The 22,931-nt window shown below is 72.4% G+C and carries 19 protein-coding genes; 16 read left to right on the top strand and 3 right to left on the bottom strand.

All coding sequences use genetic code 11. The annotated features are described in order from the left end of the window. Nucleotides 1–20: 20 nt before the first annotated feature. The 8 genes from rplQ to IE265_RS22950 all read left to right on the top strand — a co-directional run bounded on the left by rplQ (nt 21) and on the right by IE265_RS22950 (nt 9,842). Nucleotides 21–545: a 50S ribosomal protein L17 gene (rplQ, locus tag IE265_RS22915; protein WP_190037518.1), complete on the top strand. Its 525-nt coding sequence runs from the start codon at nt 21–23 to the stop codon at nt 543–545. Nucleotides 546–640: 95 nt separating this feature from the next. Beyond that, nucleotides 641–1,498: a tRNA pseudouridine(38-40) synthase TruA gene (gene truA / locus IE265_RS22920; protein WP_190037519.1), complete on the top strand. Its 858-nt coding sequence runs from the start codon at nt 641–643 to the stop codon at nt 1,496–1,498. Nucleotides 1,499–2,028: 530 nt separating this feature from the next. Then, the gene (locus IE265_RS22925; RefSeq protein WP_229916419.1) at nt 2,029–3,417 is read left to right on the top strand and encodes a glycosyltransferase family 2 protein; all 1,389 of its coding nucleotides are present in this window, start codon (nt 2,029–2,031) and stop codon (nt 3,415–3,417) included. Continuing rightward, entirely contained in the window at nt 3,414–4,421 is a 1,008-nt protein-coding gene (locus tag IE265_RS22930; protein WP_190037520.1) for a glycoside hydrolase family 26 protein, read from the top strand. Before IE265_RS22925 ends, IE265_RS22930 begins: the two co-directional genes overlap by 4 nt. Further along, nucleotides 4,418–6,178, top strand: a complete 1,761-nt coding sequence (locus IE265_RS22935; RefSeq protein ID WP_190037521.1) for a glycosyltransferase family 39 protein — start codon at nt 4,418–4,420, stop codon at nt 6,176–6,178. Before IE265_RS22930 ends, IE265_RS22935 begins: the two co-directional genes overlap by 4 nt. Continuing rightward, complete coding sequence (locus IE265_RS22940) at nt 6,175–7,725, top strand: glycosyltransferase family 39 protein (protein WP_190037522.1); 1,551 nt, start codon at nt 6,175–6,177, stop codon at nt 7,723–7,725. The genes IE265_RS22935 and IE265_RS22940 overlap by 4 nt, the downstream gene beginning before the upstream one ends. A 45-nt stretch (nt 7,726–7,770) precedes the next feature. Then, complete coding sequence (locus IE265_RS22945) at nt 7,771–9,093, top strand: UDP-glucose dehydrogenase family protein (protein WP_190037523.1); 1,323 nt, start codon at nt 7,771–7,773, stop codon at nt 9,091–9,093. Next, entirely contained in the window at nt 9,090–9,842 is a 753-nt protein-coding gene (locus IE265_RS22950; RefSeq protein ID WP_190037524.1) for a polyprenol monophosphomannose synthase, read from the top strand. The genes IE265_RS22945 and IE265_RS22950 overlap by 4 nt, the downstream gene beginning before the upstream one ends. A gap of 64 nt (nt 9,843–9,906) precedes the next feature. Here the strand turns inward: IE265_RS22950 and IE265_RS22955 are convergent, their stop codons facing one another. Further along, nucleotides 9,907–10,776 carry a hypothetical protein gene (locus IE265_RS22955; RefSeq protein ID WP_190037525.1) on the bottom strand — a complete coding sequence of 290 codons (870 nt, stop codon included), beginning with the start codon at nt 10,774–10,776 and terminating at the stop codon, nt 9,907–9,909. Nucleotides 10,777–11,568: 792 nt separating this feature from the next. On the opposite strand from IE265_RS22955, the gene rplM reads away from it, so the two are divergent. From rplM to glmM, 3 genes are all read left to right on the top strand, one after another. Next, nucleotides 11,569–12,012 (top strand): 50S ribosomal protein L13, encoded by a 444-nt coding sequence (rplM, locus tag IE265_RS22960; RefSeq protein ID WP_168529673.1) that lies wholly within the window; start codon nt 11,569–11,571, stop codon nt 12,010–12,012. A gap of 42 nt (nt 12,013–12,054) precedes the next feature. Beyond that, nucleotides 12,055–12,576 carry a 30S ribosomal protein S9 gene (rpsI, locus tag IE265_RS22965; RefSeq protein ID WP_190037526.1) on the top strand — a complete coding sequence of 174 codons (522 nt, stop codon included), beginning with the start codon at nt 12,055–12,057 and terminating at the stop codon, nt 12,574–12,576. Between the two features lie 190 nt (nt 12,577–12,766). Beyond that, nucleotides 12,767–14,125: a phosphoglucosamine mutase gene (gene glmM, locus IE265_RS22970; RefSeq protein ID WP_190037587.1), complete on the top strand. Its 1,359-nt coding sequence runs from the start codon at nt 12,767–12,769 to the stop codon at nt 14,123–14,125. Between the two features lie 234 nt (nt 14,126–14,359). On the opposite strand, the gene IE265_RS22975 is transcribed toward glmM, so the two are convergent. Together IE265_RS22975 and coaA are read right to left on the bottom strand one after the other, a co-directional pair. Next, complete coding sequence (locus IE265_RS22975; protein WP_190037527.1) at nt 14,360–15,316, bottom strand: DUF389 domain-containing protein; 957 nt, start codon at nt 15,314–15,316, stop codon at nt 14,360–14,362. A 37-nt stretch (nt 15,317–15,353) separates the two neighbouring features. Beyond that, nucleotides 15,354–16,343 carry a type I pantothenate kinase gene (coaA, locus tag IE265_RS22980; RefSeq protein WP_190037528.1) on the bottom strand — a complete coding sequence of 330 codons (990 nt, stop codon included), beginning with the start codon at nt 16,341–16,343 and terminating at the stop codon, nt 15,354–15,356. Nucleotides 16,344–16,517: 174 nt separating this feature from the next. Here coaA and IE265_RS22985 point away from each other — a divergent pair, with 174 nt between their 5' ends. The 5 genes from IE265_RS22985 (at nt 16,518) to alr (ending at nt 22,915) form a co-directional block, all read left to right on the top strand. Beyond that, the gene (locus tag IE265_RS22985; RefSeq protein WP_190037595.1) at nt 16,518–16,769 is read left to right on the top strand and encodes a hypothetical protein; all 252 of its coding nucleotides are present in this window, start codon (nt 16,518–16,520) and stop codon (nt 16,767–16,769) included. A 278-nt stretch (nt 16,770–17,047) separates the two neighbouring features. After that, nucleotides 17,048–18,895: a glutamine--fructose-6-phosphate transaminase (isomerizing) gene (gene glmS, locus IE265_RS22990; protein WP_190037529.1), complete on the top strand. Its 1,848-nt coding sequence runs from the start codon at nt 17,048–17,050 to the stop codon at nt 18,893–18,895. A gap of 4 nt (nt 18,896–18,899) precedes the next feature. Next, nucleotides 18,900–19,268: a holo-ACP synthase gene (locus IE265_RS22995; RefSeq protein WP_190037530.1), complete on the top strand. Its 369-nt coding sequence runs from the start codon at nt 18,900–18,902 to the stop codon at nt 19,266–19,268. Between the two features lie 479 nt (nt 19,269–19,747). Next, on the top strand, nt 19,748–21,181 hold the full coding sequence (locus tag IE265_RS23000) for an NAD(P)H-hydrate dehydratase (protein WP_190037531.1): 1,434 nt from the start codon (nt 19,748–19,750) through the stop codon (nt 21,179–21,181). 582 nt (nt 21,182–21,763) lie between these two features. Then, a complete protein-coding gene (gene alr, locus IE265_RS23005; protein ID WP_190037532.1) occupies nt 21,764–22,915 on the top strand; it encodes an alanine racemase in 1,152 nt (383 codons plus the stop codon). The last annotated feature ends 16 nt before the right edge of the window (nt 22,916–22,931 follow it).

Here is a 22,931-nt window from a genome sequence, read left to right on the forward strand (position 1 = left end):
CAGACACCTAGGAGAAACACATGCCGAAGCCCACCAAGGGTGCCCGTATGGGCGGCAGCGCCGCGCACGAGAAGCTGCTCCTCGCGAACCTCGCGAAGTCGCTCTTCGAGCACGGCCGCATCACCACCACCGAGGCCAAGGCCCGCCGCCTGCGTCCCTACGCCGAGCGTCTGGTCACCAAGGCGAAGAAGGGCGACCTTCACAACCGCCGCCAGGTCCTCTCGGTGATCACGGACAAGAGCATCGTGCACACGCTCTTCACCGAGATCGGCCCGCGTTACGAGAACCGCCCGGGTGGCTACACCCGTATCACCAAGATCGGTAACCGTCGTGGCGACAACGCGCCCATGGCTGTCATCGAGCTGGTCGAGGCCCTGACCGTGGCCCAGCAGGCCACCGGTGAGGCCGAGGCGGCCACCAAGCGCGCCGTGAAGGAAGACGCCCTCAAGAAGGACGACGCCGTCGAGGCCAAGTCCGACGAGGTCGTCGAGGACGCCAAGCCGGCCGCCGACGAGGCCGCCGCCGAGGAGTCCAAGGACGCCTGAGGTTCCACCTCGCGGTCTTGAGCGGGTCCGTCCCTTCCGGGGCGGGCCCGCTTTCACGTTCTCCGGAGGCATCCGGAACTAGAGAGGATCTGTGTGTGAGTGACGAGGCGGAGCCCGGGTTCGTACGGGTTCGGATGGATCTTTCGTACGACGGTTCCGAGTTCTCCGGGTGGGCCAAGCAGGCCGGCGGGCGGCGGACCGTGCAGGGCGAGATCGAGGACGCGCTGCGGACGGTGACCCGGTCCGGGGACACGGTGTACGAGCTGACCGTGGCCGGGCGCACCGACGCCGGGGTGCACGCCCGGGGACAGGTGGCGCACGTCGACCTGCCCGGGGAGCTGTGGGCCGAGCACCGCGAGAAGCTGCTGAAGCGGCTGGCCGGCAGGCTGCCCAGGGATGTGCGGGTGTGGTCGCTCGCGGAGGCGCCGGCCGGGTTCAACGCGCGCTTCTCCGCGGTCTGGCGGCGGTACGCCTACCGCGTCACCGACCAGCCGGGCGGGGTGGACCCCCTGCTGCGCAACCACGTCCTGTGGCACGACTGGCCGCTCGACGTCGACGCCATGAACGAGGCCGCGCGGCAGCTCCTCGGCGAGCACGACTTCGCTGCGTACTGCAAGAGGCGCGAGGGCGCGACGACCATCCGTACGCTCCAGCGGCTGAGTCTGGAGCGGGGGAGCGACGGGATCATCACGGCCACCGTGCGGGCCGACGCCTTCTGCCACAACATGGTCCGGTCCCTGATCGGGGCACTGCTGTTCGTGGGGGACGGGCACCGGGGCGCCGACTGGCCGGCGAAGGTGCTGGCAGCCGGGGTGCGGGACTCCGCGGTGCATGTCGTACGGCCGCACGGACTGACGCTGGAGGAGGTCGGCTATCCGGCGGACGAGCTGCTGGCGGCGCGGAACAAGGAGGCCCGGAACCGGCGGTCGCTGCCGGGGGCGGGGTGCTGCTGAATGGCGTGGGCCACAGGTCTGCCCGGTGTGAGCCACTCGGAAACCTATTAGTTACCTGCTCGATGCATTTAAATGTCGGACTTGTCGCTATTTGGGCGGCGTAACTCACCGGTATGCACTTACTGCACCCCGGACATCTCGGATACTCTGGCGTCTCTCGACCTCATATTCGATATCTCGATGTCCCGGCGTCCCGGCTTTCCGGCGTCCCGGTATCGCGGTATCGCGATATGAGGTCCTCGTTCAGGGTGGGGCAGGTTCGGGCCGCTGGCCCGGGGGGTGAAGGAATGTCTTCGCTGGATTCCGCCCGCATGTCCGGTACGGCCTCCGCTGGGGGGCGAAGGGCCGTACGGCATGCGGGACGTCGTGGTGCCGCGGGGGTGTCGCTCGGGCTGTTGCCCGCGCCGCCCTCGCACGCCGAGAAGTACTCGTACGTCAAGCGCCGACTGTGGGTGCTGACACTGGCGTCCATCGTCAGTTTCGGCTGCCTGACCGTCAGCCAGGTCGCTCTCGCGCAGGCGAGTCCACTGATGTGGATCTTCGCGCCGCCGCTGGCGTTCACGGTCGTCTACTACCTCGTGTCCCTGCGGGTCAACGGCTTCACGCGGGACTTCGACTTCGCGCACCACCAGGAGCTGGTGCGCGGCTGGCAGCCGCGGGTCCATCCGTCCGTCGACGTCTTCCTGCCGGTCTGCGGCGAGCCGATCGAGGTGCTCCACAACACGTGGACGCATGTGCGCCGGCTCGCGGACCGCTACCCGGGCGAGTGCGTGCCCTTCGTCCTGGACGACGGGGCGAGCCCCGAGCTCGCGGCGATGGCCGCCGACTTCGGGTTCCGCTACGGAACCCGCGAGAACCGGGGCTGGTTCAAGAAGGCGGGCAACCTGCACTACGGCTTCGGGCAGTCGGACGGCAAGTACATCCTGATCCTCGACGCCGACTTCACCCCGCGCTCCGACCTCCTGGAGGAGCTGCTCCCGTACATGGAGGCGGACGACCGGATCGGCATCATCCAGTCCCCGCAGTACTTCCGGGTCCTCGACTCGCAGAACTGGATCGAGCGGGGCGCCGGCGCGGTGCAGGAGCTGTTCTACCGCTCCGTCCAGGTGTCCCGGCAGAACAGCGACGGCGCGATCTGCGTGGGCTCCTGCGCGATCTACCGGCGCGCGGCGCTGGACACCAACGGCGGCACGACGCTCATCGAGCACTCCGAGGACGTGCACACGGGCTTCGACCTGCGCGGTCTGGGCTGGGACCTGAAGTACGTGCCGGTGGCCCTGTCCACCGGGGTGTGCCCGGACACGGCCGGGGCCTTCTTCAACCAGCAGTACCGCTGGTGCTCGGGGTCGATGTCCCTGCTCGGCAGCAAGAAGTTCTGGGACGCGCCGATCAGGTTCTCCAGCCGGCTCTGCTACATGTCCGGGTTCTTCTACTACATCCACACGGCGCTGTTCACCTTCTTCGCGCCTCTCGTGCCGATCGTGCTGCTGCTGACGAGCCCGGAGATGCTCCAGGTCAAGCACCTCGTGTGGGTGCTGCCGAGCATCCTCTACACGACCATGATCTTCCCGATGTGGCACAAGTCCCCGTACCGGCTGGAGGCCTGGTCGGCGCGCATGATGTACGGCTGGGCGCACGTCTTCGCCATCTGGGACATCCTGCGCAAGCAGCGCATGGGCTGGCAGCCCACCGGTTCCAAGGGCGCGAAGAAGAACAAGACCCGGCGCTTCTGGCTCGGCCTGTGGGTGTGGAGCGGAGGCACGGCCGTGGTCTGGGTCGGTGCCGCCGTGTACCGCCTGTTCACCGGCTACCCGCCGGACTTCGCGCTCGTCCTGTCCTCCGGGCTGTTCTACGCGCTGGTCGTCGCCCGCGCGCTGATCCAGCCCAAGGAGCATCACACCGTAGGTGACACCGCATGATCCGCAAGTCCCTCCTCACGCTCGCCGTGGCGCTCATGTCGCTGACGGGGCTCACCGGCTGCGGTTTCCTCGCCGACGACGACCCGGCCGCCGCGGCGGCCCGCGAGCCTTCCGCCGGTGGCGACTCGAGTAACCACCCGGACGTCCTGCCGTACGACGTGAAGCCGCTGATCCGGCCCGACAAGAAGTTCTTCGGGGTCGCCGTGGACGGCGCGCCCGACTCGATGAAGCCGGTCGACGCCTTCGCGAGGACCGTCGGCAAGAAGCCGAACCTGGTCGGGTCGTACTCCTCGTGGGGAGACGACTTCAACGCGGAGGGCGCCCAGAACGTCTTCGAGGCCGGCAGCCTGCTCTATGTGTCGTGGGAGCCCTTCAAGCCCGGGCTCGGCAGCATCGCGGACGGCTCGCAGGACGGCTACGTCAAGCGGTTCGCGAAGAAGGTGCGGGAGACGAACGCCCCCGTCGCGATCAGCTTCGGCCACGAGATGAACGGCCACTGGTACCCCTGGGGCACCAAGAAGCAGACCGCGCGCGAGTTCGTGACGGCATGGCGGCACATCCACGACGTCTTCCAGGACGAGGGCGCCACCAACGTCATCTGGGTGTGGAGCCCGAACGTCGTCAACCCGGTCCCCGACGTGAAGCTCAAGGCGTACTGGCCCGGCGACACGTACGTCGACTGGGTCGGTGTCGTCGGCTACTGGACGCAGACGGGCGCCAGCACGTTCGACGCCCTCTACGGCCCGACCCGGCGCCAGATCGCCGCGTTCACCGACAAGCCGATCCTGATCAGCGAGACCTCGGCGGAGCCCGGCGAGCGGCGCAGGGCGGACGTCCGCCGGCTCATCGGCGGGGTCCGGCAGAGCGACGACTTCATCGGCTTCGTCTGGTTCAACATTCCGAAGCGGGCGGACTGGCGCATCCAGAGCAGCCCGCTGGCGCTCGGCGAGTTCAAGCGTCTGATCGCCGACGACGCCTTCGGATTCGAGGTCCCCCAGTCATGACCGGAGGTCGCAACAGCGGCTGGCCCGATCAGGGACAGCCGCAGGATCAGTACGGCCCGCAGCAGGGCCAGTACGGGCAGCAGTACGGGCAGCAGGGCCAGTACCAGCAGCAGCCCGACGCCCACACCCAGCAGCCCGACCCGTACTCCCAGCAGTCCGGCGGGTACTCCCAGCAGTCCGGCCCGTACCCGCAGCAGGGCTACGGGTACCCGCAGGCGGCGGTTCCGCAGCAGCCCGGTCCGCAGCAGGACTGGCAGCAGCAGTACCCGCCGTACAGCGGCCGGCGGGCGGCCGCCGGGTCCGCCGTGCGCCGCCCGCAGCAGCCGGACGCGGAGCCCGAGTTCCACGAGCCGGACTACACCGTCCTGGAGCCGGAACCCGAGCCCGAGCCCGCGTACGTGCTTCCCGAGGTGCCCGTCTCGGCCTGGTCCATGGACAACAGCCGCTCGGCCTGGATCAGCCGCGGCGTGCTGCTGCTGATCCTCATGGTCCAGGCGGGGCTGTCGTACCGGGTCGGCGGGAGCGCGTTCCCCGACGAGGCGGAGTTCCTGATGTCCGGCGGCCGCGTGTCCGGCCTGGTGGCCGACGGCGGACTCGCCGGCGCCCGGATGCTCAGCCTGGCCTGGGCGCTCGGCGCGACCGCGCTGCTGTTCGGCGCGACCCGCATGCTGTTCAACCCGCGGGCCGCGCTCGCGGCCGCCGCGATGTACTCCGTGCTGGAGTCCACCGCCTTCACGGGCCGCTACGCCTCGATGCACTCCCTGTCGCTGTTCCTGCTCGCGGCGGCCCTGTGGCTGCTGGCCAAGACCCGGCAAACGCATCCGGCGGCGGTCCTGCTCGCGGCGCCCTTCGCCGCGCTCGCACCGTTCGCCGCGTACTCGGCCGCCCTGTACCTGCCGACACTGACCGTGCTCGCGGTGCTCACCGCGTACCGCTTCCGCGGTGCCGGGGCGTTCGCGCGCGGGGCGCTCTTCGCGGTGGCGACCGGCGCGATGCTCTTCGCGGGCGTCCGGCTGAACGGCACGCCGACCGGCTGGAACGCGCACAGCGGCGAGAGCGCCCTGTCGCTGCTCGGGCAGAGCGGCCAGTGGGGCGGCATCGTCCTGCTGGTGGCCGTCATCGGAGCCGTCGGCTACACCCGCCGGGCCCGCATGGGCGAGATGCCCTGGGCCGAGGGGGACGCCCCGGGTTCGGTGCGCCGCGCCGCGCTGGGCGTGACCCTGTGCGCGACCGCGCTCCTGGCCCCGCTCTACCAGGCGTACCTGGGCAACGGCAGCTCCCTGCACATCCACGTCGGCTTCGGCCTGCTCTTCGCGGTCCCGATGGCGGGCCTGGGCGTCTCCCGGCTGATGGGCGCGCACTTCAGGTACCCGCAGATCGGCATCATGATCTACGTGGCCGCCCTGGTCGTCGGCATGGCCCAGACGCAGAGCCTGTACAGGCCGACGGACTCGGCCCGCATGATCGGCGCGATGCGCCAGGTCGTGGACGGGAAGGGCAGCTATCTCAGCGACGACCCCGAGATCTCCGCGTACTACCTCCGCTCGGCGACCGAGCCCGGCCAGTGGCACCGGGCCTCGCGCGGCGCCGAACTGGCGTCCGCCGTGCTCAAGGGCTCGTACGACGCGATCGTGCTGCGCAGCGAGAGGACTCCCGAGGCGTTCCGCGGCTCCAAGCACTACCGCGTGCTGGCGGTGCTCCCGCCCGCGGACAAGGACAGCGGCCAGGCGCCGTACCGGATCTGGGTGAAGCGATGACGGCGTACACACCTGTCGAGGAGCCGCAGGCCCCCCGGGCCGAGGCCGGGGGAGGCCGTGCGGACAGGCGCCGCGCGGCCTCGGGCGACGCCCGCGGGGCGCGGGGGTCGGCGCTGCTCGTCTTCGTGCTGCCCGCGCTGGCCACGCTCGCCTGCGTGCTGCCCGGCCTCGGGCGCCGCCAGCTGTGGCGCGACGAGCACGCCACCTGGTGGGCCTCGTCGCTCTCGTACGGCGACCTGGGACGGCTGATCGAGCACATCGACGTCGTCTTCACCCCGTACTACGCGATCATGCACCTCTGGATCGCGGTGGCCGGCGACTCGCCCGCCGCGCTGCGGCTGCCCGGCGCACTCGCGATGGCGGTGTCGGCGGGACTCGTCGGACTGATCGGGCGGCGCGTCTTCGCCGTGCGGGCGGGCCTGCTGGCAGGACTGCTGTTCGCCGTCGTCCCGGCGGTCACCCGCTACGGACAGGAGGCGCGGCCCTACGCCTTCGCCACGCTGTTCGCGCTGCTCGCCACGCTGCTCCTGCTGCGGGCACTGGAGAAGCCGAGCCTGCGGGACTGGACGCTGTACGGCCTGGCGGTCGCGGCGACCGGCTTCGGCCACCTCGTCGCGCTGTCGGTCGTCGCGGGCCACCTGTGCCTGGTCGTCCTGGAGAAGCGGCGCGGCGACCGCATCGTGCACTACGCGTTCGCAGGCGCGGCCATGCTGGGGCTCTCCATCACCCTGCCCATGGTCGCGCAGGGGTCCGGGCAGAGCGGTCAGATCTCCTGGAACGTGACCACCACCCAGGACCTGATCGACTACCCGCAGGAGCTCTTCGGCTCGTGGATCACCGGCGGGGTCCTCATGGGAGCCGGCCTGCTCGGCCTGCTCGTGGCCCGCAGGTACGCGCTGCTGCTCGCGTCCTGGACGCTGCTGCCGCCCGTCCTGACCTTCCTGACCGCCAACCAGCTGCACCTCTTCCTGCCCCGCTACCTGCTGTTCACCGTCCCCGCGTGGGCGCTCCTCGCGGGGGCACTGGTGGCGAGGCTCTCGGGCCCGCTCACCCCGGGGGCCCGGTCCGGCGCCGGCGCCAAGGTCCTCTCCGGACTCCTGGTGACGGCCGTCGCGGCCGGGTACGCCTTCGCGGCCCTGCCCGGGATCGACCTCGCCAAGCGGGACATGGACGACGAGCCGGACTACGCGGCCGCGGCCGCGGCCGTCGCGGGCAAGGCGCGCCCGGGCGACGGAATGATCTTCAACGGCGGCCTCTCGGAGCGCCGCGCGATGTCCTACGAGCTGCGGGACCGCAGGGCTCCCGAGGACGTGCTGATGGAGTTCACCCCCCAGCAGAACGGCTCGTACGGCGCCACCGAGTGCCGGCGCCCGGCGCGCTGCCTCGCGGACGTCGACCGGCTCTGGCTGGTCTCGACGATCCGGGACGGCAAACCGCTGCTCCAGGGCATGAACGAGAAGACGGCGGCTGTCATCGCCAAGGACTTCGAGGCGGGCCGCAGGGTCGAACTGCACCGCGTCACGGTCCAGGTGCTCGACCGCAAGTAGCGGCAGACAGCCACCCCGAAGAAGAACGTTAAGGAGGCCGCCCGTATGCGGCTCACAGTCATCGGCACCGGCTACCTCGGTGCCACCCACGCCGCCTGCATGGCGGAACTCGGGCACGAGGTGCTCGGCGTGGACGTCGACCCGGACAAGGTCGCCGCGCTCCAGGCGGGGCGGGTGCCCTTCCACGAGCCCGCGCTGCCGGAGCTGCTCGCGAAGCACACGGCGAGCGGCCGGCTGCGGTTCACCACCTCCTACGAGGAGGCCGCCGCCTTCGGCGAGGTGCACTTCATCTGCGTCGGCACCCCGCAGCGCAAGGACTCCGAGGGCGCCGACCTGCGGTACGTGGACTCGGCGTTCGCGTCGATGGCCCGGTACGCGGGCCCGGACGCGCTCCTGGTCGGCAAGTCGACCGTCCCCGTGGGCACGGCAGGCCGGCTCGCGGACACCCACGCCGCGGAGATCGCCTGGAACCCCGAGTTCCTGCGCGAGGGCTTCGCCGTCGAGGACACCCTGCGGCCCGACCGGCTGGTCCTCGGGGTCGGATCGGAACGGGCCGAGGCGCTGCTGCGCGCGGTGTACGCGCCCGTCATCGCCGCCGGGACACCGGTCGTCACGGCCGACTTCCCGACCGCCGAGCTGGTGAAGACCGCGGCGAACGCCTTCCTCGCCACCAAGATCTCCTTCATCAACGCCATGGCGGAGGTGTGCGAGGCCACGGGCGCCGACGTCTCGGTACTGGCCGAGGCGATCGGGCACGACGACCGCATCGGGAAGAAGTTCCTGCGGTCCGGGGTCGGATTCGGCGGCGGCTGCCTGCCCAAGGACATCCGCGCCTTCGCGCACCGCGCCGACGAGCTGGGCGTCTCCCTGGCCTTCCTGCGCGAGGTCGACGCGATCAACATGCGGCGCCGCGACCGGGTGGTCGAGCTGGCCCGCGAGCTGTGCGGGGGCGCGGTGCTGGGCGCCAGGATCACCGTGCTCGGCGCGGCCTTCAAGCCGGACTCGGACGACATACGTGACTCGCCGGCCCTGAACGTGGCCGCGCGCCTGCGGCTGGACGGCGCCGATGTCACGGTCCACGACCCCGAGGCGATGGACAACGCCCGCAAGGCGTTCCCGCTGCTCGGGTACGCGGTGTCGGCCGAGGAGGCGCTGGTCGGCGCGGATCTCGTGCTGCACCTGACGGAGTGGCCGCAGTTCCGCGAGATCTCGCCGGACACGGCCCGCTCACTGGTTTCCCGTCCGCGGATCGTGGACGGGAGGGGGGTGCTCGACGCGGCCGAATGGGTCGCGGCGGGCTGGGAGTTCCGTGCGCTGGGCAGGCCGGCGCCCGGAGAAGCCGATCGAATGGGGAGGTTGAAGAGATGACGTACGACGTGGGGGCGGATGTGGCCGTCACCGTGGTCATGCCCACGTACAACGAGGCGGCGAACCTGCCGAGGATGGCGGAGGCCCTGCTGGGGCTGCCGCTGGTCGGGTTGCACCTGAAGGTCGTGGACGACTCCAGTCCGGACGGCACCGGGCGCATCGCCGAGGAGCTGGCCGAGAAGTACAACGCGGACGGGCGGCGCCGGATGAGCGTGCTGCACCGCACCGAGAAGGACGGCCTCGGCCGCGCGTACGTGGCGGGTATGAGCGCCGCGGTCGACGAGGGCGCCGAGTACGTCGTGCAGATGGACGCCGACGGCAGCCACCCGGTGGAAGCGGTCCCGCGGATGCTCGGCACCGCCGTGGCCTCGGGCGTCGGCCTGGTCATCGGCAGCCGGTACGTGGAGGGCGGGCAGCTCGACGACGACTGGGGCGCGCACCGCGTCCTGCTGTCCCGTTTCGCCAACCGCTACGCGCGCACGGTGCTCGGCACGAAGATCCGTGACGTCACCGCGGGCTTCAACCTGTGGTCCGCGCGGGCGCTGCGCGACGTGGACCTGCGCTCCCTGGACAGCGCGGGCTACAGCTTCCAGGTCGAGCTCAAGTTCAAGGCCGTACGGGCCGGCCACAGCGCGGTCGAGATCCCGATCCGCTTCGAGGAGCGGACCGAGGGCGTCTCCAAGATGACCCTGCGCACCCAGCTCGAATCGGCCGTGGTGCCGGTCAGGCTGCGGCTCAGGAACAGGTAGCGGCGCCCGGGCACCCGCGGGGCGGGCCCGGCCGGCTTCGGCCGGGCCCGGGGCGCGCTCCGTGCTACTGGCCGGCCGCCTCCGAGGCCTGGGCCTCGCCGCGCCGGTGGATCTGGCGGAAGGTGAACTCGGCCAGGTCGTCGCCCGTGGTGAAGACCTTGGTGTCCTTCTGCTTCACGTCCTTGCCGTTGGTGAAGCCGGCGACCGTGAAGTAGGCGTAGCGGCCGTACGCGTTGGAGGTCGAGCGGCAGATCGCCGAGCGGCAGAACGTGGGGACGCCCGAGCCGGAGAGGGACTGCACGACACTCTTGCTGTCGGCGTCGTTCTTGGCCTTCAGGGCCTTGGCCTCGGTGTCGAAGACGGCCACGCCGACCGTCACCGCGATGCCGTCCCTGATGTACGTGACGCGCATGAGCCGGGTGCAGTCGTTCTTGGTGAGCACCGCGCCCAGCGTGCCCTGGGCCGCCGACGCGCAGGTCTTCGTGGAGGCCAGCGCGCCCTTCTTGTAGACGGTCTCGCCCATCGTGAGCTGCGTACCCGGGAAGAGGGTGTCCGGGCCGATGGGCGCGGTGTCCTTCTTCACGTCGGATATGAACTCCTTCGGGTCCAGCGGGGGCGGCGCCGAGGTCTCCTCGAACGACGGCCCGGGACCCGTGGTGTCCGACGGGATGTCCGCGGTGGCGGGCAGCTGGGAGGAAGGCTTGTTCGACGCCTGTCCGTCGCCGTCCGCCGAGACCACGGCCACGGCGACCGCCGCGCCCACGGCGATCGTGGCGAGCGCGCCGCCGCCGACCAGCATCCACCTGCGGCGCCGGTTGCGTGATTCGGACGCCTCGGCCATCGCTGCCCAGTCGGGCGTCTGGCTGCTCCATCGGGGAGGTTGAGAACCTGATCCCCCGGAACCCCACTGGGGTCCCCCCTGCCCAAAGCTCATGGGGCGCATCTTAGACGGGCCAAGGGGTGCGCAGGTCCGCGCCGTGGGGCAGTCGGACCCGGTCGAACCCTTGGTGGGACCGGCCCGACCGACACCAATGGGGGCATCTCGGGGTGGTTGGTGCGGGCCGCCTGCGGGCCCGCGGGAGCCGCCTCGGCGACCGCCCCCGGCACGGGTGCCGACGGGACGTCCCTGCCCAGGGGGTACGGGGCCGCCGGCTGCGGTGCCGCTGCGGGGGCCGCGGTGCCGTCCGGGCGGGGTGCTCCGGTATGACGATGCGCACTTTCCCGGTCCGTCGCGCGGGGGCGCCCGGTCGGTCGCACGCGCCGCCGTGCGCGCCGCCGCGATCCGCGGACACGCCGGCCCCCGGGGACGCCCGGTGCCGCCGCGCCGGGGCCCCGCACGGCCTTTTGGCCCTCCCCGTCCACGGACGGCCGAGCGGTCGGGTGGTCGGACGCTGGGGTGGTGCCGGGCTTCCCGGCCGTCCGCCGAGGGTCGCCCGGGAGCAGGGCGGGTGCGCCGCCCCGCGGCTCCCGGGCCCCGCGTCCGCGGGGGAGGGGGCCGTCCGGGGTCGCTCGTTTTGACCCGTCCGGCCCACCGCCGCTATTCTTGCGTTTCGTTATGTGTATTGGCTTGCTCATTCTCACGTGAGGGGCCCTTACACCGGTCCACCGGGGCTGATGACCAGCGACCTGCACGCGGTATGCGTCACCGCAGTGCGGTCAGGGCTGTCGTGATCGTCCGTGGTGGCCATGTCAGGACCCACTCACTGAAGAAGCGAAGGCTACGACCGTGCGTACGTACAGCCCCAAGCCCGGCGACATCACTCGCCAGTGGTACGTCATCGACGCCCAGGATGTCGTCCTGGGTCGTCTGGCGACCACTGCCGCGAACATTCTGCGCGGCAAGCACAAGCCGATCTACGCGCCCCACGTCGACGCTGGTGACTTCGTCATCATCATCAACGCCGACAAGGTGCACCTCTCCGGCAACAAGAAGACCCAGAAGCTGGCGTACCGCCACTCCGGTTACCCGGGTGGTCTGCGCTCCGTCCGCTACGACGAGCTGCTGGCGAAGAACCCCGAGAAGGCCGTCGAGAAGGCCATCAAGGGCATGGTTCCCAAGAACACCCTGGGCCGCCAGGTGCTCTCGAAGCTGAAGGTCTACGCGGGCGAGAACCACCCGCACGCTGCTCAGCAGCCGGTCCCGTTCGAGATCACCCAGGTCGCGCAGTAGTTCCGGCCACCCCCTAAGACATAAAGAAATCTGAGGAGAATCGTGGCCGAGACCACCGTTGAGCAGCCGGTCGAAGAGACTGAGCTCGTCGACATCGAGAACTACACCACCGAGTCCGAGGTCCCCGTCGAGGGCGAGTACACCTCGGAGTCGCTGGCCGGCCGCTTCGGCGACCCGCAGCCCGCCGCCGGCCTGGGCCGTCGCAAGAACGCCATCGCCCGCGTCCGGATCGTCCCGGGCACCGGCAAGTGGAAGATCAACGGTCGCACCCTTGAGGACTACTTCCCCAACAAGGTGCACCAGCAGGAAGTCAACGAGCCCTTCAAGGTGCTCGAGCTCGAGGGTCGCTACGACGTCGTCGCCCGCATCTCGGGTGGCGGCGTGTCCGGTCAGGCCGGTGCCCTGCGCCTCGGCGTGGCCCGCGCCCTGAACGAGGCCGACGTGGACAACAACCGCGGCGCCCTCAAGAAGGCCGGCTTCCTCAAGCGCGACGACCGTGCGGTCGAGCGCAAGAAGGCCGGTCTCAAGAAGGCCCGTAAGGCCCCGCAGTACAGCAAGCGCTAAACATCGCTCAGCTGTTTGCACGAAACGCCCCGGCGGCACGTTCTGTGTCGCCGGGGCGTTCGTTTACCACAGTCTTCAAACAGGTCTGCGAAACATGCGGGCCCGGGGGATATACCTGACAAGGGCCGGAGCCGGACCCTTGGCCTGAGCCGCACATTCTGAGTACATGAGCAAGTTCGGAGGACACCAGGTGGGACGACTCTTCGGCACGGACGGGGTACGGGGTGTCGCCAACGCGGATCTCACGGCCGAGCTCGCGCTCGGACTGTCCGTAGCGGCGGCGCACGTACTGGCCGAGGCGGGTACCTTCGAGGGCCACCGGGCCAGGGCCGTGGTCGGACGGGATCCGCGCGCGTCCGGGGAGTTCCTGGAGGCCGCCGTGGTCGCGGGCCTCGCGAGCGCGGGCGTGGACGTCCTGCGCGTGGGCGTGCTGCCCACGCCGGCGGTGGCGTATCTCACCGGCGCCCTCGGCGCCGACCTCGGCGTGATGCTCTCCGCGAGCCACAACGCCATGCCGGACAACGGCGTCAAGTTCTTCGCCCGCGGCGGGCACAAGCTCGCCGACGAGCTGGAGGACCGGATCGAGTCCGTCTACGAGGAGCACCGCACCGGCGCTCCCTGGGACCGGCCGACCGGCTCCGGCGTGGGACGCGTCGAGTCCTACGAGGAGGGCTTCGACCAGTACGTCGCCCACCTGCTGGCGGCGCTCCCGAACCGCCTGGAGGGACTGAAGGTCGTCCTCGACGAGGCGCACGGCGCCGCCGCCCGGGTCTCGCCCGAGGCCTTCACGCGCGCGGGCGCCGAGATCGTCACGATCGGTGCCGATCCCGACGGCCTCAACATCAACGACGGCTGCGGGTCCACGCACCTCGGGCTGCTGAAGGCCGCCGTCGTCGAGCACGGCGCGCACCTCGGCATCGCGCACGACGGCGACGCCGACCGCTGCCTCGCCGTGGACCACACGGGCGCCGAGGTCGACGGCGACCAGATCCTGGCCGTACTCGCGCTGGCGATGCGGGAGCGTTCCGCACTGCGCTCCGACACCGTTGTCGCGACGGTCATGTCCAACCTGGGCTTCAAGCTGGCCATGGAGCGCGAGGGCCTGTCGCTCGTCCAGACGGCGGTCGGCGACCGCTACGTCCTGGAGGAGATGAAGGAGCACGACTACGCCCTCGGCGGCGAGCAGTCGGGCCACGTCATCATCCGCGACCACGCGACGACGGGTGACGGCACGCTGACCGGGCTGCTGCTCGCGGCCCGCGTCGCCCAGACGGGCCGTACGCTCCGGGACCTCGCGTCCGTCATGGAGCGGCTGCCGCAGGTGCTCGTCAACGTGCCCGACGTGGACAGGACCCGGGTGGGGACCTCCGCCGAACTGGCGTCGGCCGTCGTCGAGGCCGAGCGCGAACTCGGTTCGACCGGGCGGGTGCTGCTGCGTCCTTCGGGCACCGAGCAGCTCGTGCGCGTCATGGTGGAGGCCGCCGACATCGAGCAGGCGCGGTCGGTCGCGGCCCGGCTCGCCGACGTGGTGAAGTCCGCGCTCGGCTAGGAGCGTTGCCGCAGGGGGGGTGGGGTTCTGCGTGTGGACCACGGGGCGTCCGTGGCGGACCGCGCGGGGCCCCGTGCCTGAAGGCGCCTGTCCGGGGGCGGACTTGAGGAGACGGGTCGTTCGGTGACGGGCCGTTCGGTGACGGACCGTTCGGTGATGGACCGTCCGGGCACGGACCGCACTGGCACGGGTGCTCGGTGACGGGTTGGCCGGGGACGGCCCGTACGGAGCGGGCTACTCGGGAACAGCGGCCTGCCGGGTGCCGGCATTCGCGCGCTTCCTGGCCCAGAACCACTTCTGGGCGAGCAGGGTGAGCGTTCCGGCGAGGACGATGCCGAGAAGGTTCAGCAGGAGCTGGTTGGTTGAGCCCAGGGTCTGACGGGTGTCCCCGTAGCTCAGGGCCACCGCGGCGTTGGCCGCCGCCGGCACCGTCGTCACGGAGATCGCCACGCCGACGAGGGCCCCCGACTTGGCGGACGTCAGCGAGAGCGTCCCGGCAGCGCCCGCGAGGAGCGCCACGACGAACGAGAACGCGTCCGGCGCGTAGACGAACGCCGTGTTGGGCCGCTCGTCCTCCAACCTGCCCTCGCTGAACAGGCCGACGGCGTCCATGAAGAGGCTGAAGAGGACGGTCGCCGCCATCGCCGCGGCGAAGCCCACGAGCAGCGCGGTCAGCGAACGCAGCGCCAGCCGCGGATGCCGCTGAACCAGCGCGGTGCAGAACCCCGCGAGCGGACCGAACTCCGGGCCCACCGCCATCGCGCCCACGATCAGGATCGCGTTGTCGAGGACCACACCGCAGGCCGCGATCATCGTGGCCAGCGTGATGAAGGCCAGGTAGGTGACCGAGAGCGTCGACTCCTCGTGCGTCTCCTCCGCGAGGTGCTCCCACAGGACCGCGTCCGCGCCCTCGCCGGGAGCGTCCTCCTCGGCCCGCTCGGCGCGCTTCGACAGCGACAGGTCGATGGACTCGACCGCGATCGAACCGATCTCGTCGATCCGCAACTCCCGCAGCCCGGCGATCAGTTCGTCGCCGGCCTCGCGCGCCACGTCGACCATCACGATGTCGCCCTCGGGGCGGCGCGCGGCACCCGGCACGACCGCGAGGTGTGTCGCGCCGACCGTGCCCTCGATCAGGCGGACCACGTCGTCGGTCCGGTCGGCGGGCGTGATCAGACGCAAGTGCAGCATCCCCGCAGGGTAACGGCAGCCGCCCGCCGCCCGGAGGTCACAGCTTGCGCAGGCTCAGCCGCTGCACCTTGTGGTCCGGTCCCTTGCGCACGACGAGGGTGGCGCGGCCGCGCGTCGGGGCCACGTTCTCCAGCAGGTTGACCTTGTTGATGGTCCGCCAGGTCGTCCGGGCGTAGTCGAGCGCCTCCTCCTCGGAGACCTGCGTGTACTTGCGGAAGTAGGAGGACGGGTTCTGGAACGCGGTCTCGCGGAGCCTGCGGAAGCGGTGCAGGTACCAGCGCTCGATGTCCTCCGGCCGGGCGTCCACGTACACGCTGAAGTCGAAGTAGTCGGCGAGGCCGACGCGGGTGCGGCCGTCCTTGCCGGGCAGCGCGGGCTGGAGGACGTTCAGCCCCTCGACGATCAGGATGTCCGGGCGGCGGACGGTGAGCCGCCTGCCGGGGACGATGTCGTAGATGAGGTGCGAGTAGACGGGCGCGGTCACCTCGTCCTTGCCCGCCTTGATGTCCGCGACGAACCGGGTCAGTGCCCGGCGGTCGTACGACTCGGGGAAGCCCTTGCGGGACATCAGGCCGCGCGCCTGGAGTTCCTTGGTGGGCAGCAGGAAGCCGTCCGTGGTGACCAGTTCGACCCGCGGGTGCTCGGGCCAGCGCGAGAGCAGCGCCTGCAGGAGTCGCGCGACGGTGGACTTGCCGACGGCGACCGAGCCCGCGACGCCTATCACGAACGGCGTACCGGACTGGGAGCCCTTCTCCCCGAGGAAGGTGTTCAGGGCACCGCGCAGACCGTCGGTCGCGCCCACGTAGAGGTTGAGGAGCCTGGACAGCGGCAGGTAGATGTCGCGCACCTCGTCCAGGTCGATGACGTCGCCCAGGCCGCGCAGCTTCTCCACCTCCTCGGCGGTCAGCGGCAGCGGCGTCTTCTCCCTCAGCGCGCTCCACTCCGAGCGGGTGAGGTCGAGGTAGGGAGTCGCCTCCGGCCTGGGCCGGTGGGCGCTCCGCGGCAACGAGGAGACCGGTGAGATCACAGTCCATTGTTACGGGAGTTTGAACGGCGTGGCGGGTGGGGTCCGTCACTCCGGGCGTGTTCCTCGCCCGTTCTCCGCGCGTCCCGGGGTATGGACCGCCGGGCCGTACGGGGATAGCGTCCCGCCATCCGGGAGCGAGCCGCATCCCGGCCTGCAGGGGTTGGGGTGGTCGTCGTGGCCGTACGTTTCCGTGTGCCCGGCTTCTCCGGGCGAGCGCCGGGACCGGTGCGGGGTCTGCGCCCAGGGGCGGACCTGGAGGGGCGGGTGTGCAGCGAACTGTCCGCCGATCTGCCGGACGAGGACCTGGGGGAGTACCTCTACGACTGCATCGACCTGTACCGGATGGGCAGCAAGCCCCGGTGCGAGGAGGTCGAGTTCCTGGGGCTCGTGCAGGACGCGATCGACGAGATGGAGCGCGGGCGGTAGCGGCCGGGAGGCCGTCCCGTCCGGGAGAGGCCCCGTCCGGGACAGGCCCTGTCCGGGCGGACCGGCGGAGGCGCGGGGCCCGCGGCGGGGCCGAGGCGGTGCGGGGCCCGAGGCGGCGCCGGGCCGAGGCGGTGCGGGACTGTGACGGGCCCGCCCCGCGGGGTACGGGCCGTGCCGGGGCGGCGGGCGTGCCGGGGTGTGCCGGCCGTGGCGGGGCGGCGGGGCCGTGCGCGCGGGCAATCACCGGGGCGCGCGGGAGTGCGCCGTAGGCTGCCGCCATGTGCGGAATCGTGGGATACGTGGGGCCGCAGTCGGCGCTCGATGTGGTCGTGGCAGGGCTGAGAAGGCTGGAGTACCGGGGCTACGACTCGGCGGGAGTCGCCGTGCTCGCGGACGGCGGGATGGCCGCCGCGAAGAAGTCCGGCAAGCTGGTCAACCTGGAGAAGGAGCTGGTCGACCGGCCCCTGCCGAGCGGTTCGACCGGGATCGGGCACACCCGCTGGGCCACCCACGGCGGTCCCACGGACGCGAACGCCCACCCCCATCTGGACAACGCGGGCCGGGTCGCCGTCGTGCACAACGGCATCATCGAGAACTTCGCCGAGCTGCGGGCCGAACTGGCCGGGCGCGGGCACGGGCTGGAGTCCGAGACCGACACCGAGGTCGTCGCGCACCTGCTCGCCGAGGAGTTCTCCGGCTGCGCCGACCTCGCCGAGTCCATGCGGCTCGTGTGCCGGCGCCTGGAAGGGGCCTTCACGCTGGTGGCCGTGCACGCGGACGAGCCGGACGTGGTCGTCGGGGCGCGCCGCAACTCGCCGCTCGTGGTCGGGGTCGGGGACGGCGAGGCCTTCCTCGCCTCGGACGTCGCCGCGTTCATCGAGCACACCCGGGCGGCGGTCGAGCTGGGCCAGGACCAGGTGGTCGAGCTCCGGCGGGACGGAGTGACCGTCACCGGGTTCGACGGGCGGCCCGCCGAGGTGCGTTCGTACCACGTCGACTGGGACGTGTCCGCCGCCGAGAAGGGCGGCTACGACTACTTCATGCTCAAGGAGATCGCCGAACAGCCCAAGGCTGTCGCCGACACCCTGCTCGGGCGGATCGACGCGAGCGGGTCGCTGTCGCTCGACGAGGTGCGGATTCCGGCCCGGGTCCTCAAGGAGGTCGACAAGGTCGTCGTCGTGGCCTGCGGCACCGCCTTCCACGCCGGGATGATCGCCAAGTACGCCATCGAGCACTGGACCCGGATCCCGTGCGAGGTGGAGCTCGCCAGCGAGTTCCGCTACCGGGACCCGATCCTGGACGCGCGCACGCTGGTCGTCGCCATCTCGCAGTCCGGCGAGACCATGGACACCCTGATGGCGCTGCGGCACGCGCGGGACCAGGGGGCCCGGGTCCTGGCGATCTGCAACACGAACGGGTCGACGATCCCCCGGGAGTCGGACGCCGTGCTCTACACGCACGCGGGGCCCGAGGTGGCGGTCGCCTCGACGAAGGCGTTCCTGACCCAGCTCGTCGCCTGCTATCTCGTGGCGCTCTACCTGGCGCAGGTGCGCGGCACCAAGTGGGCCGACGAGATCCGGGCCGTCGTACGGGACCTGGCGCGCATCCCCGGCGAGGTGGAGCGGGTCCTGGAGACGATGGAGCCGGTACGGGAACTGGCGCGGTCGCTGGCCGCAAAGGACACCGTGCTGTTCCTGGGGCGGCACGTGGGGTACCCCGTGGCGCTGGAGGGCGCGCTCAAGCTGAAGGAGCTGGCCTACATGCACGCGGAGGGCTTCGCGGCGGGGGAGCTGAAGCACGGGCCGATCGCCCTCATCGAGGAGGACCTGCCGGTGGTCGTCGTGGTGCCCTCGCCCCGCGGGCGGTCCGTGCTGTACGACAAGATCGTGTCGAACATCCAGGAGATCCGGGCCCGGGGGGCGCGGACGATCGTCATCGCGGAGGAGGGCGACGAGGCAGTGGTCCCGTACGCCGACCATCTGATCCGCGTGCCGGTCACGCCCACGCTGCTCCAGCCGCTCGTCGCCACGGTGCCGTTGCAGGTCTTCGCGTGCGAGCTGGCGACGGCCCGGGGCAACGAGGTTGACCAGCCGCGCAACCTGGCCAAGTCCGTGACGGTGGAGTGAGCACGTGATCATCGGGGTGGGGATCGACGTGGCCGAGATCGAGCGGTTCCGGGTGTCGCTGGAGCGGACGCCGGGACTGGCCGACCGGCTCTTCGTGAGGAGCGAGCTGCTGCTGCCCGGCGGGGAACGCCGGGGCGTCGCCTCACTGGCGGCGCGCTTCGCGGCGAAGGAGGCCCTGGCCAAGGCGCTCGGCGCGCCCGCGGGCCTGCACTGGACCGACGCGGAGGTCTACGTCGAGGACAGCGGTCAGCCGCGGCTGAGGGTGACGGGAACGGTGGCGGCGCGCGCGGCCGAGCTGGGGGTCCGTGCGTGGCACGTGTCGTTGAGCCATGACGCGGGGGTGGCCTCGGCCGTGGTGATAGCGGAGGGCTAGGACGCCTCCCGGGGAGGGTTCGCCACACCCCGGGGGCCGATTCGTCCCGAGGGGCCGCTCCGTCCTGGCGGGCCGCCTCGTCCGGCCGGGGTCGGCCGGCCCCCGTCGTGCGCGGCTCGCTCGGCGCGGCCCGTGCGGGTCGGCCTGTGCGGGTCGGCCTGGGCGGATCGGTGGCGGGGCCCGCCCTGCCAGTACGGACGGGCCGCGTGTCCGGCGTGGGCCCGCCGGGGACCGTCCCGCGGGGTCGGCCGAGCCGCCGCACAGGCCTGCCGGACCGGCCCGTCGTGGCGTCCCGTTCGGGTGGGCCCGGGTGGCCCGTGCCCCGTCCCGCGGGGAACGTCCCGCGGGGAACGGCCTGTTCGGGCAGGGCGTTCGGCCCGGGCAGCCCTCGGTGGCCGACGCGGTGGCCGACGCGGTGGCCGGCGGGCTCCGCGGGTGCGGACCGGCGCGGGACGCGGGGGTGGGGGAGACTCGACCCCATGCGGACTGCGTACGGCGTGGAGACGGTGAGGGCGGCCGAACGGGAGCTGATGGCACGGCTCCCCGAGGGCACGCTGATGCGACGGGCGGCGGCCGGACTGGCCGCGGCCTGCGCCGACTTGGTGGGCCGTGTATACGGCAGCCGGATCGTGCTGCTGGTCGGCAGCGGCGACAACGGCGGCGACGCCCTGTACGCCGGCGCCAGGCTGGCGCGGCGCGGCGCGGGCGTCACGGCGGTGCTGCTCGCGTCCCCCGACCGCACCCACCCCGGCGGCCTCGCCGCCCTGCGGCGCGCGGGCGGCACGACGGCGGACCCCGGCGGCGCGCGGGAGCCGATCGGACGGGCCGACCTCGTCGTGGACGGCATCGTGGGGATCGGCGGAAAGGGGGGCCTGCGCCCCGACGCCGCAGCGCTCGTGGACCTGGTCAGCGAGACCCGCGCACCGGTCGTCGCGGTCGACCTGCCGAGCGGCGTCGAGGCCGACACCGGGGAGGTGCGAGGGGCCGCCGTACGGGCCGACCTGACGGTGACCTTCGGTACGCACAAGCCGGGCCTGCTCGTGGACCCGGCGAAGGAGTACGCCGGTTCCGTACGCCTCGTCGACATCGGGCTGGCCCTGCCGGGCGAGGGCGTGCTGGAGGCGCTGCAGCACGCGGACGTCGCGGCGCTGCTTCCGGCGCCGGGCGCGGAGAGCGACAAGTACCGGCGCGGGGTGGTGGGCATCGCGGCAGGCTCCGCGCGCTACCCGGGCGCGGCCGTGCTGGCGGTCGCCGGGGCGCTGCGGGGAGGAGCCGGAGCCGTGCGGTACGCGGGGCCGGCCGGGGACGCGGTGATCGCGAGGTTCCCGGAGACCCTCGTGTCGTCCGGCTCGCCCGAACGGGCGGGGCGGGTGCAGGCGTGGGTCGTCGGGCCCGGGGCGGGGGACGACGCCGACGCCGTGGCCGCCGTGCTGAAGGCGGACGTACCGGTGCTCGTGGACGCGGACGGCCTGCGGCTCGCGGACCGGGCGGTCGTACGGGCCCGCTCGGCGCCCACCCTGCTGACACCGCACGCGGGTGAGGCGGCCGCGCTGCTCGGAACGGCACGCGAGGAGGTCGAGGGGGCACGGCTCGCGTCCGTGCGCGAACTCGCGGAGCGGTACGGGGCGACCGTGCTGCTCAAGGGGTCGACGACGCTGGTCGCCTCCCCGGGCGGCGGCGCCGTGCGGGTGAACCCGACGGGCACGCCCTGGCTGGCCACGGCGGGCAGCGGGGACGTGCTGTCCGGCCTGACCGGTTCGCTGCTCGCCTCGGGGCTCGGGGCCCGGGACGCCGCGAGCGTGGGCGCGTACCTCCACGGGCTGGCGGGCCGTTTCGCCTCGGACGGGGCGCCCGCGGGCGCGCACGACGTGGCCGACGCGGTGCCCGAGGCGTGGCGCGACGTCATGGACTGACCGGCACGGCGTTGCGTGGGGCTCCGGGTCGGGTGGACCGCCCGCGCCCCGGGCCCCAGGGGCACCCGGCACACGGACCCGCTACCCCGAGCACCCGCGGGCGGCGGACGCCCTGACCGAGCGCCCGCCGCCCGGACGCCACCGGCCCGGCGAGTCCCCGGCGCGCCCGGCCGACCGCCCGAGCCCTCGGGCCGTTGGGGCGCCCGGCGCGGACGTTCCGGCACGCGGACGCGCTGACTGCGCGCCCGCCGCCCGCGCGCGCCCGACCGCCGTGCCCGGCCCCTCGCCCCCGACCGCCGTGCCCGGCCCCTCGCCCCCGACCGCCGTGCCCGGCCCCTCGCCCCCGACCGCCGTGCCCGGCCCCTCGCCCCCGACCGCCGTGCCCGGCCCCCCGCCCCCGACCGCCGCGCCAGGCGACCGACCGGCCGGCTTCAGGCCGCCCGGTTCCCGTGGGCCGGGCTGCGCTCCCGGCCGACCGGCCGCGGCCCCGGGCTTGCTGCACAAGGGTGAGTGAGGGCGCGCCGCAGGACGCGGGGCCGGTGGCTGAGGGCCTCGGCGGACCCCTCTGAGACACTGGGCGCGATGACTGAGACAGCACCCGCGCGGGCCCGCGCCGAGATCGACCTGGACGCGCTCCGGGCCAATGTGCGGACCCTGCGCGCCAAGGCGCCCGCCGCCGCCCTGATGGCGGTGGTGAAGTCCGACGCGTACGGGCACGGGGCGGTCCAGTGCGCCCGCGCGGCCCTGGAGGCCGGCGCCACCTGGCTGGGCACCGCCACGCCCGAGGAGGCGCTGGCCCTGCGCGCGGCGGGACTGCGGGGCCGCGTCATGTGCTGGCTGTGGACTCCGGGCGGCCCCTGGCAGGAGGCCGTCGAGGCCGATCTGGACCTGGGGATCAGCGGACTCTGGGCGCTCGACGAGGCCTGCCGGGCCGCGCGCGCCTCGGGCCGCACCGCACGGGTGCAGCTCAAGGCGGACACCGGCCTGGGGCGCAACGGCTGCCAGCCGGCCGACTGGCCCGAACTGGTCGCGAAGGCGCTGCTGGCCGAGTCCGAGGGCCTGGTGCGCGTCACGGGACTCTGGTCCCACTTCGCCTGCGCCGACGAGCCGGGCCACCCCTCGATCGAGGCCCAGTCGAAACTCTTCGACGAGATGGTGACGTACGCGCAGGACCGCGGAGTGCGGCCCGAGGTGCGGCACATCGCCAACTCGCCCGCCACGCTCACCCTCCCCGACACCCACTTCGACCTGGTGCGGACCGGGATCGCGATGTACGGCATCTCGCCCAGCCCCGAACTGGGCACCTCCGCCGACTTCGGGCTGCGCCCGGTGATGACGTTGTCGGCGTCGCTCGCCCTGGTCAAGCACGTACCGGCCGGGCACGGCGTGAGCTACGGGCACCACTACGCCACGGCCGGCGACACGACCCTGGGCCTCGTGCCCGTCGGGTACGCGGACGGCATCCCGCGGCACGCCTCCGGCACCGGGCCCGTCCTGGTCGGCGGCAAGTGGCGGACGGCGGCGGGGCGGATCGCGATGGACCAGTTCGTCGTCGACCTCGGCGGGGACGAGCCGCCGGTGGGGGAGCGGGTGGTCCTGTTCGGCCCCGGCGACCACGGCGAGCCGACCGCCGAGGACTGGGCCCAGGCCGCGGGCACGATCGCGTACGAGATCGTCACCCGCATCGGAACCCGGGTGCCGCGTGTCCACGTGAACACTCACGAGGCGGGGTAGTTCGCACACGTGTCCT

It is taken from the genome of Streptomyces fructofermentans, from assembly GCF_014651055.1.
Classification (GTDB): domain Bacteria; phylum Actinomycetota; class Actinomycetes; order Streptomycetales; family Streptomycetaceae; genus Streptomyces; species Streptomyces fructofermentans.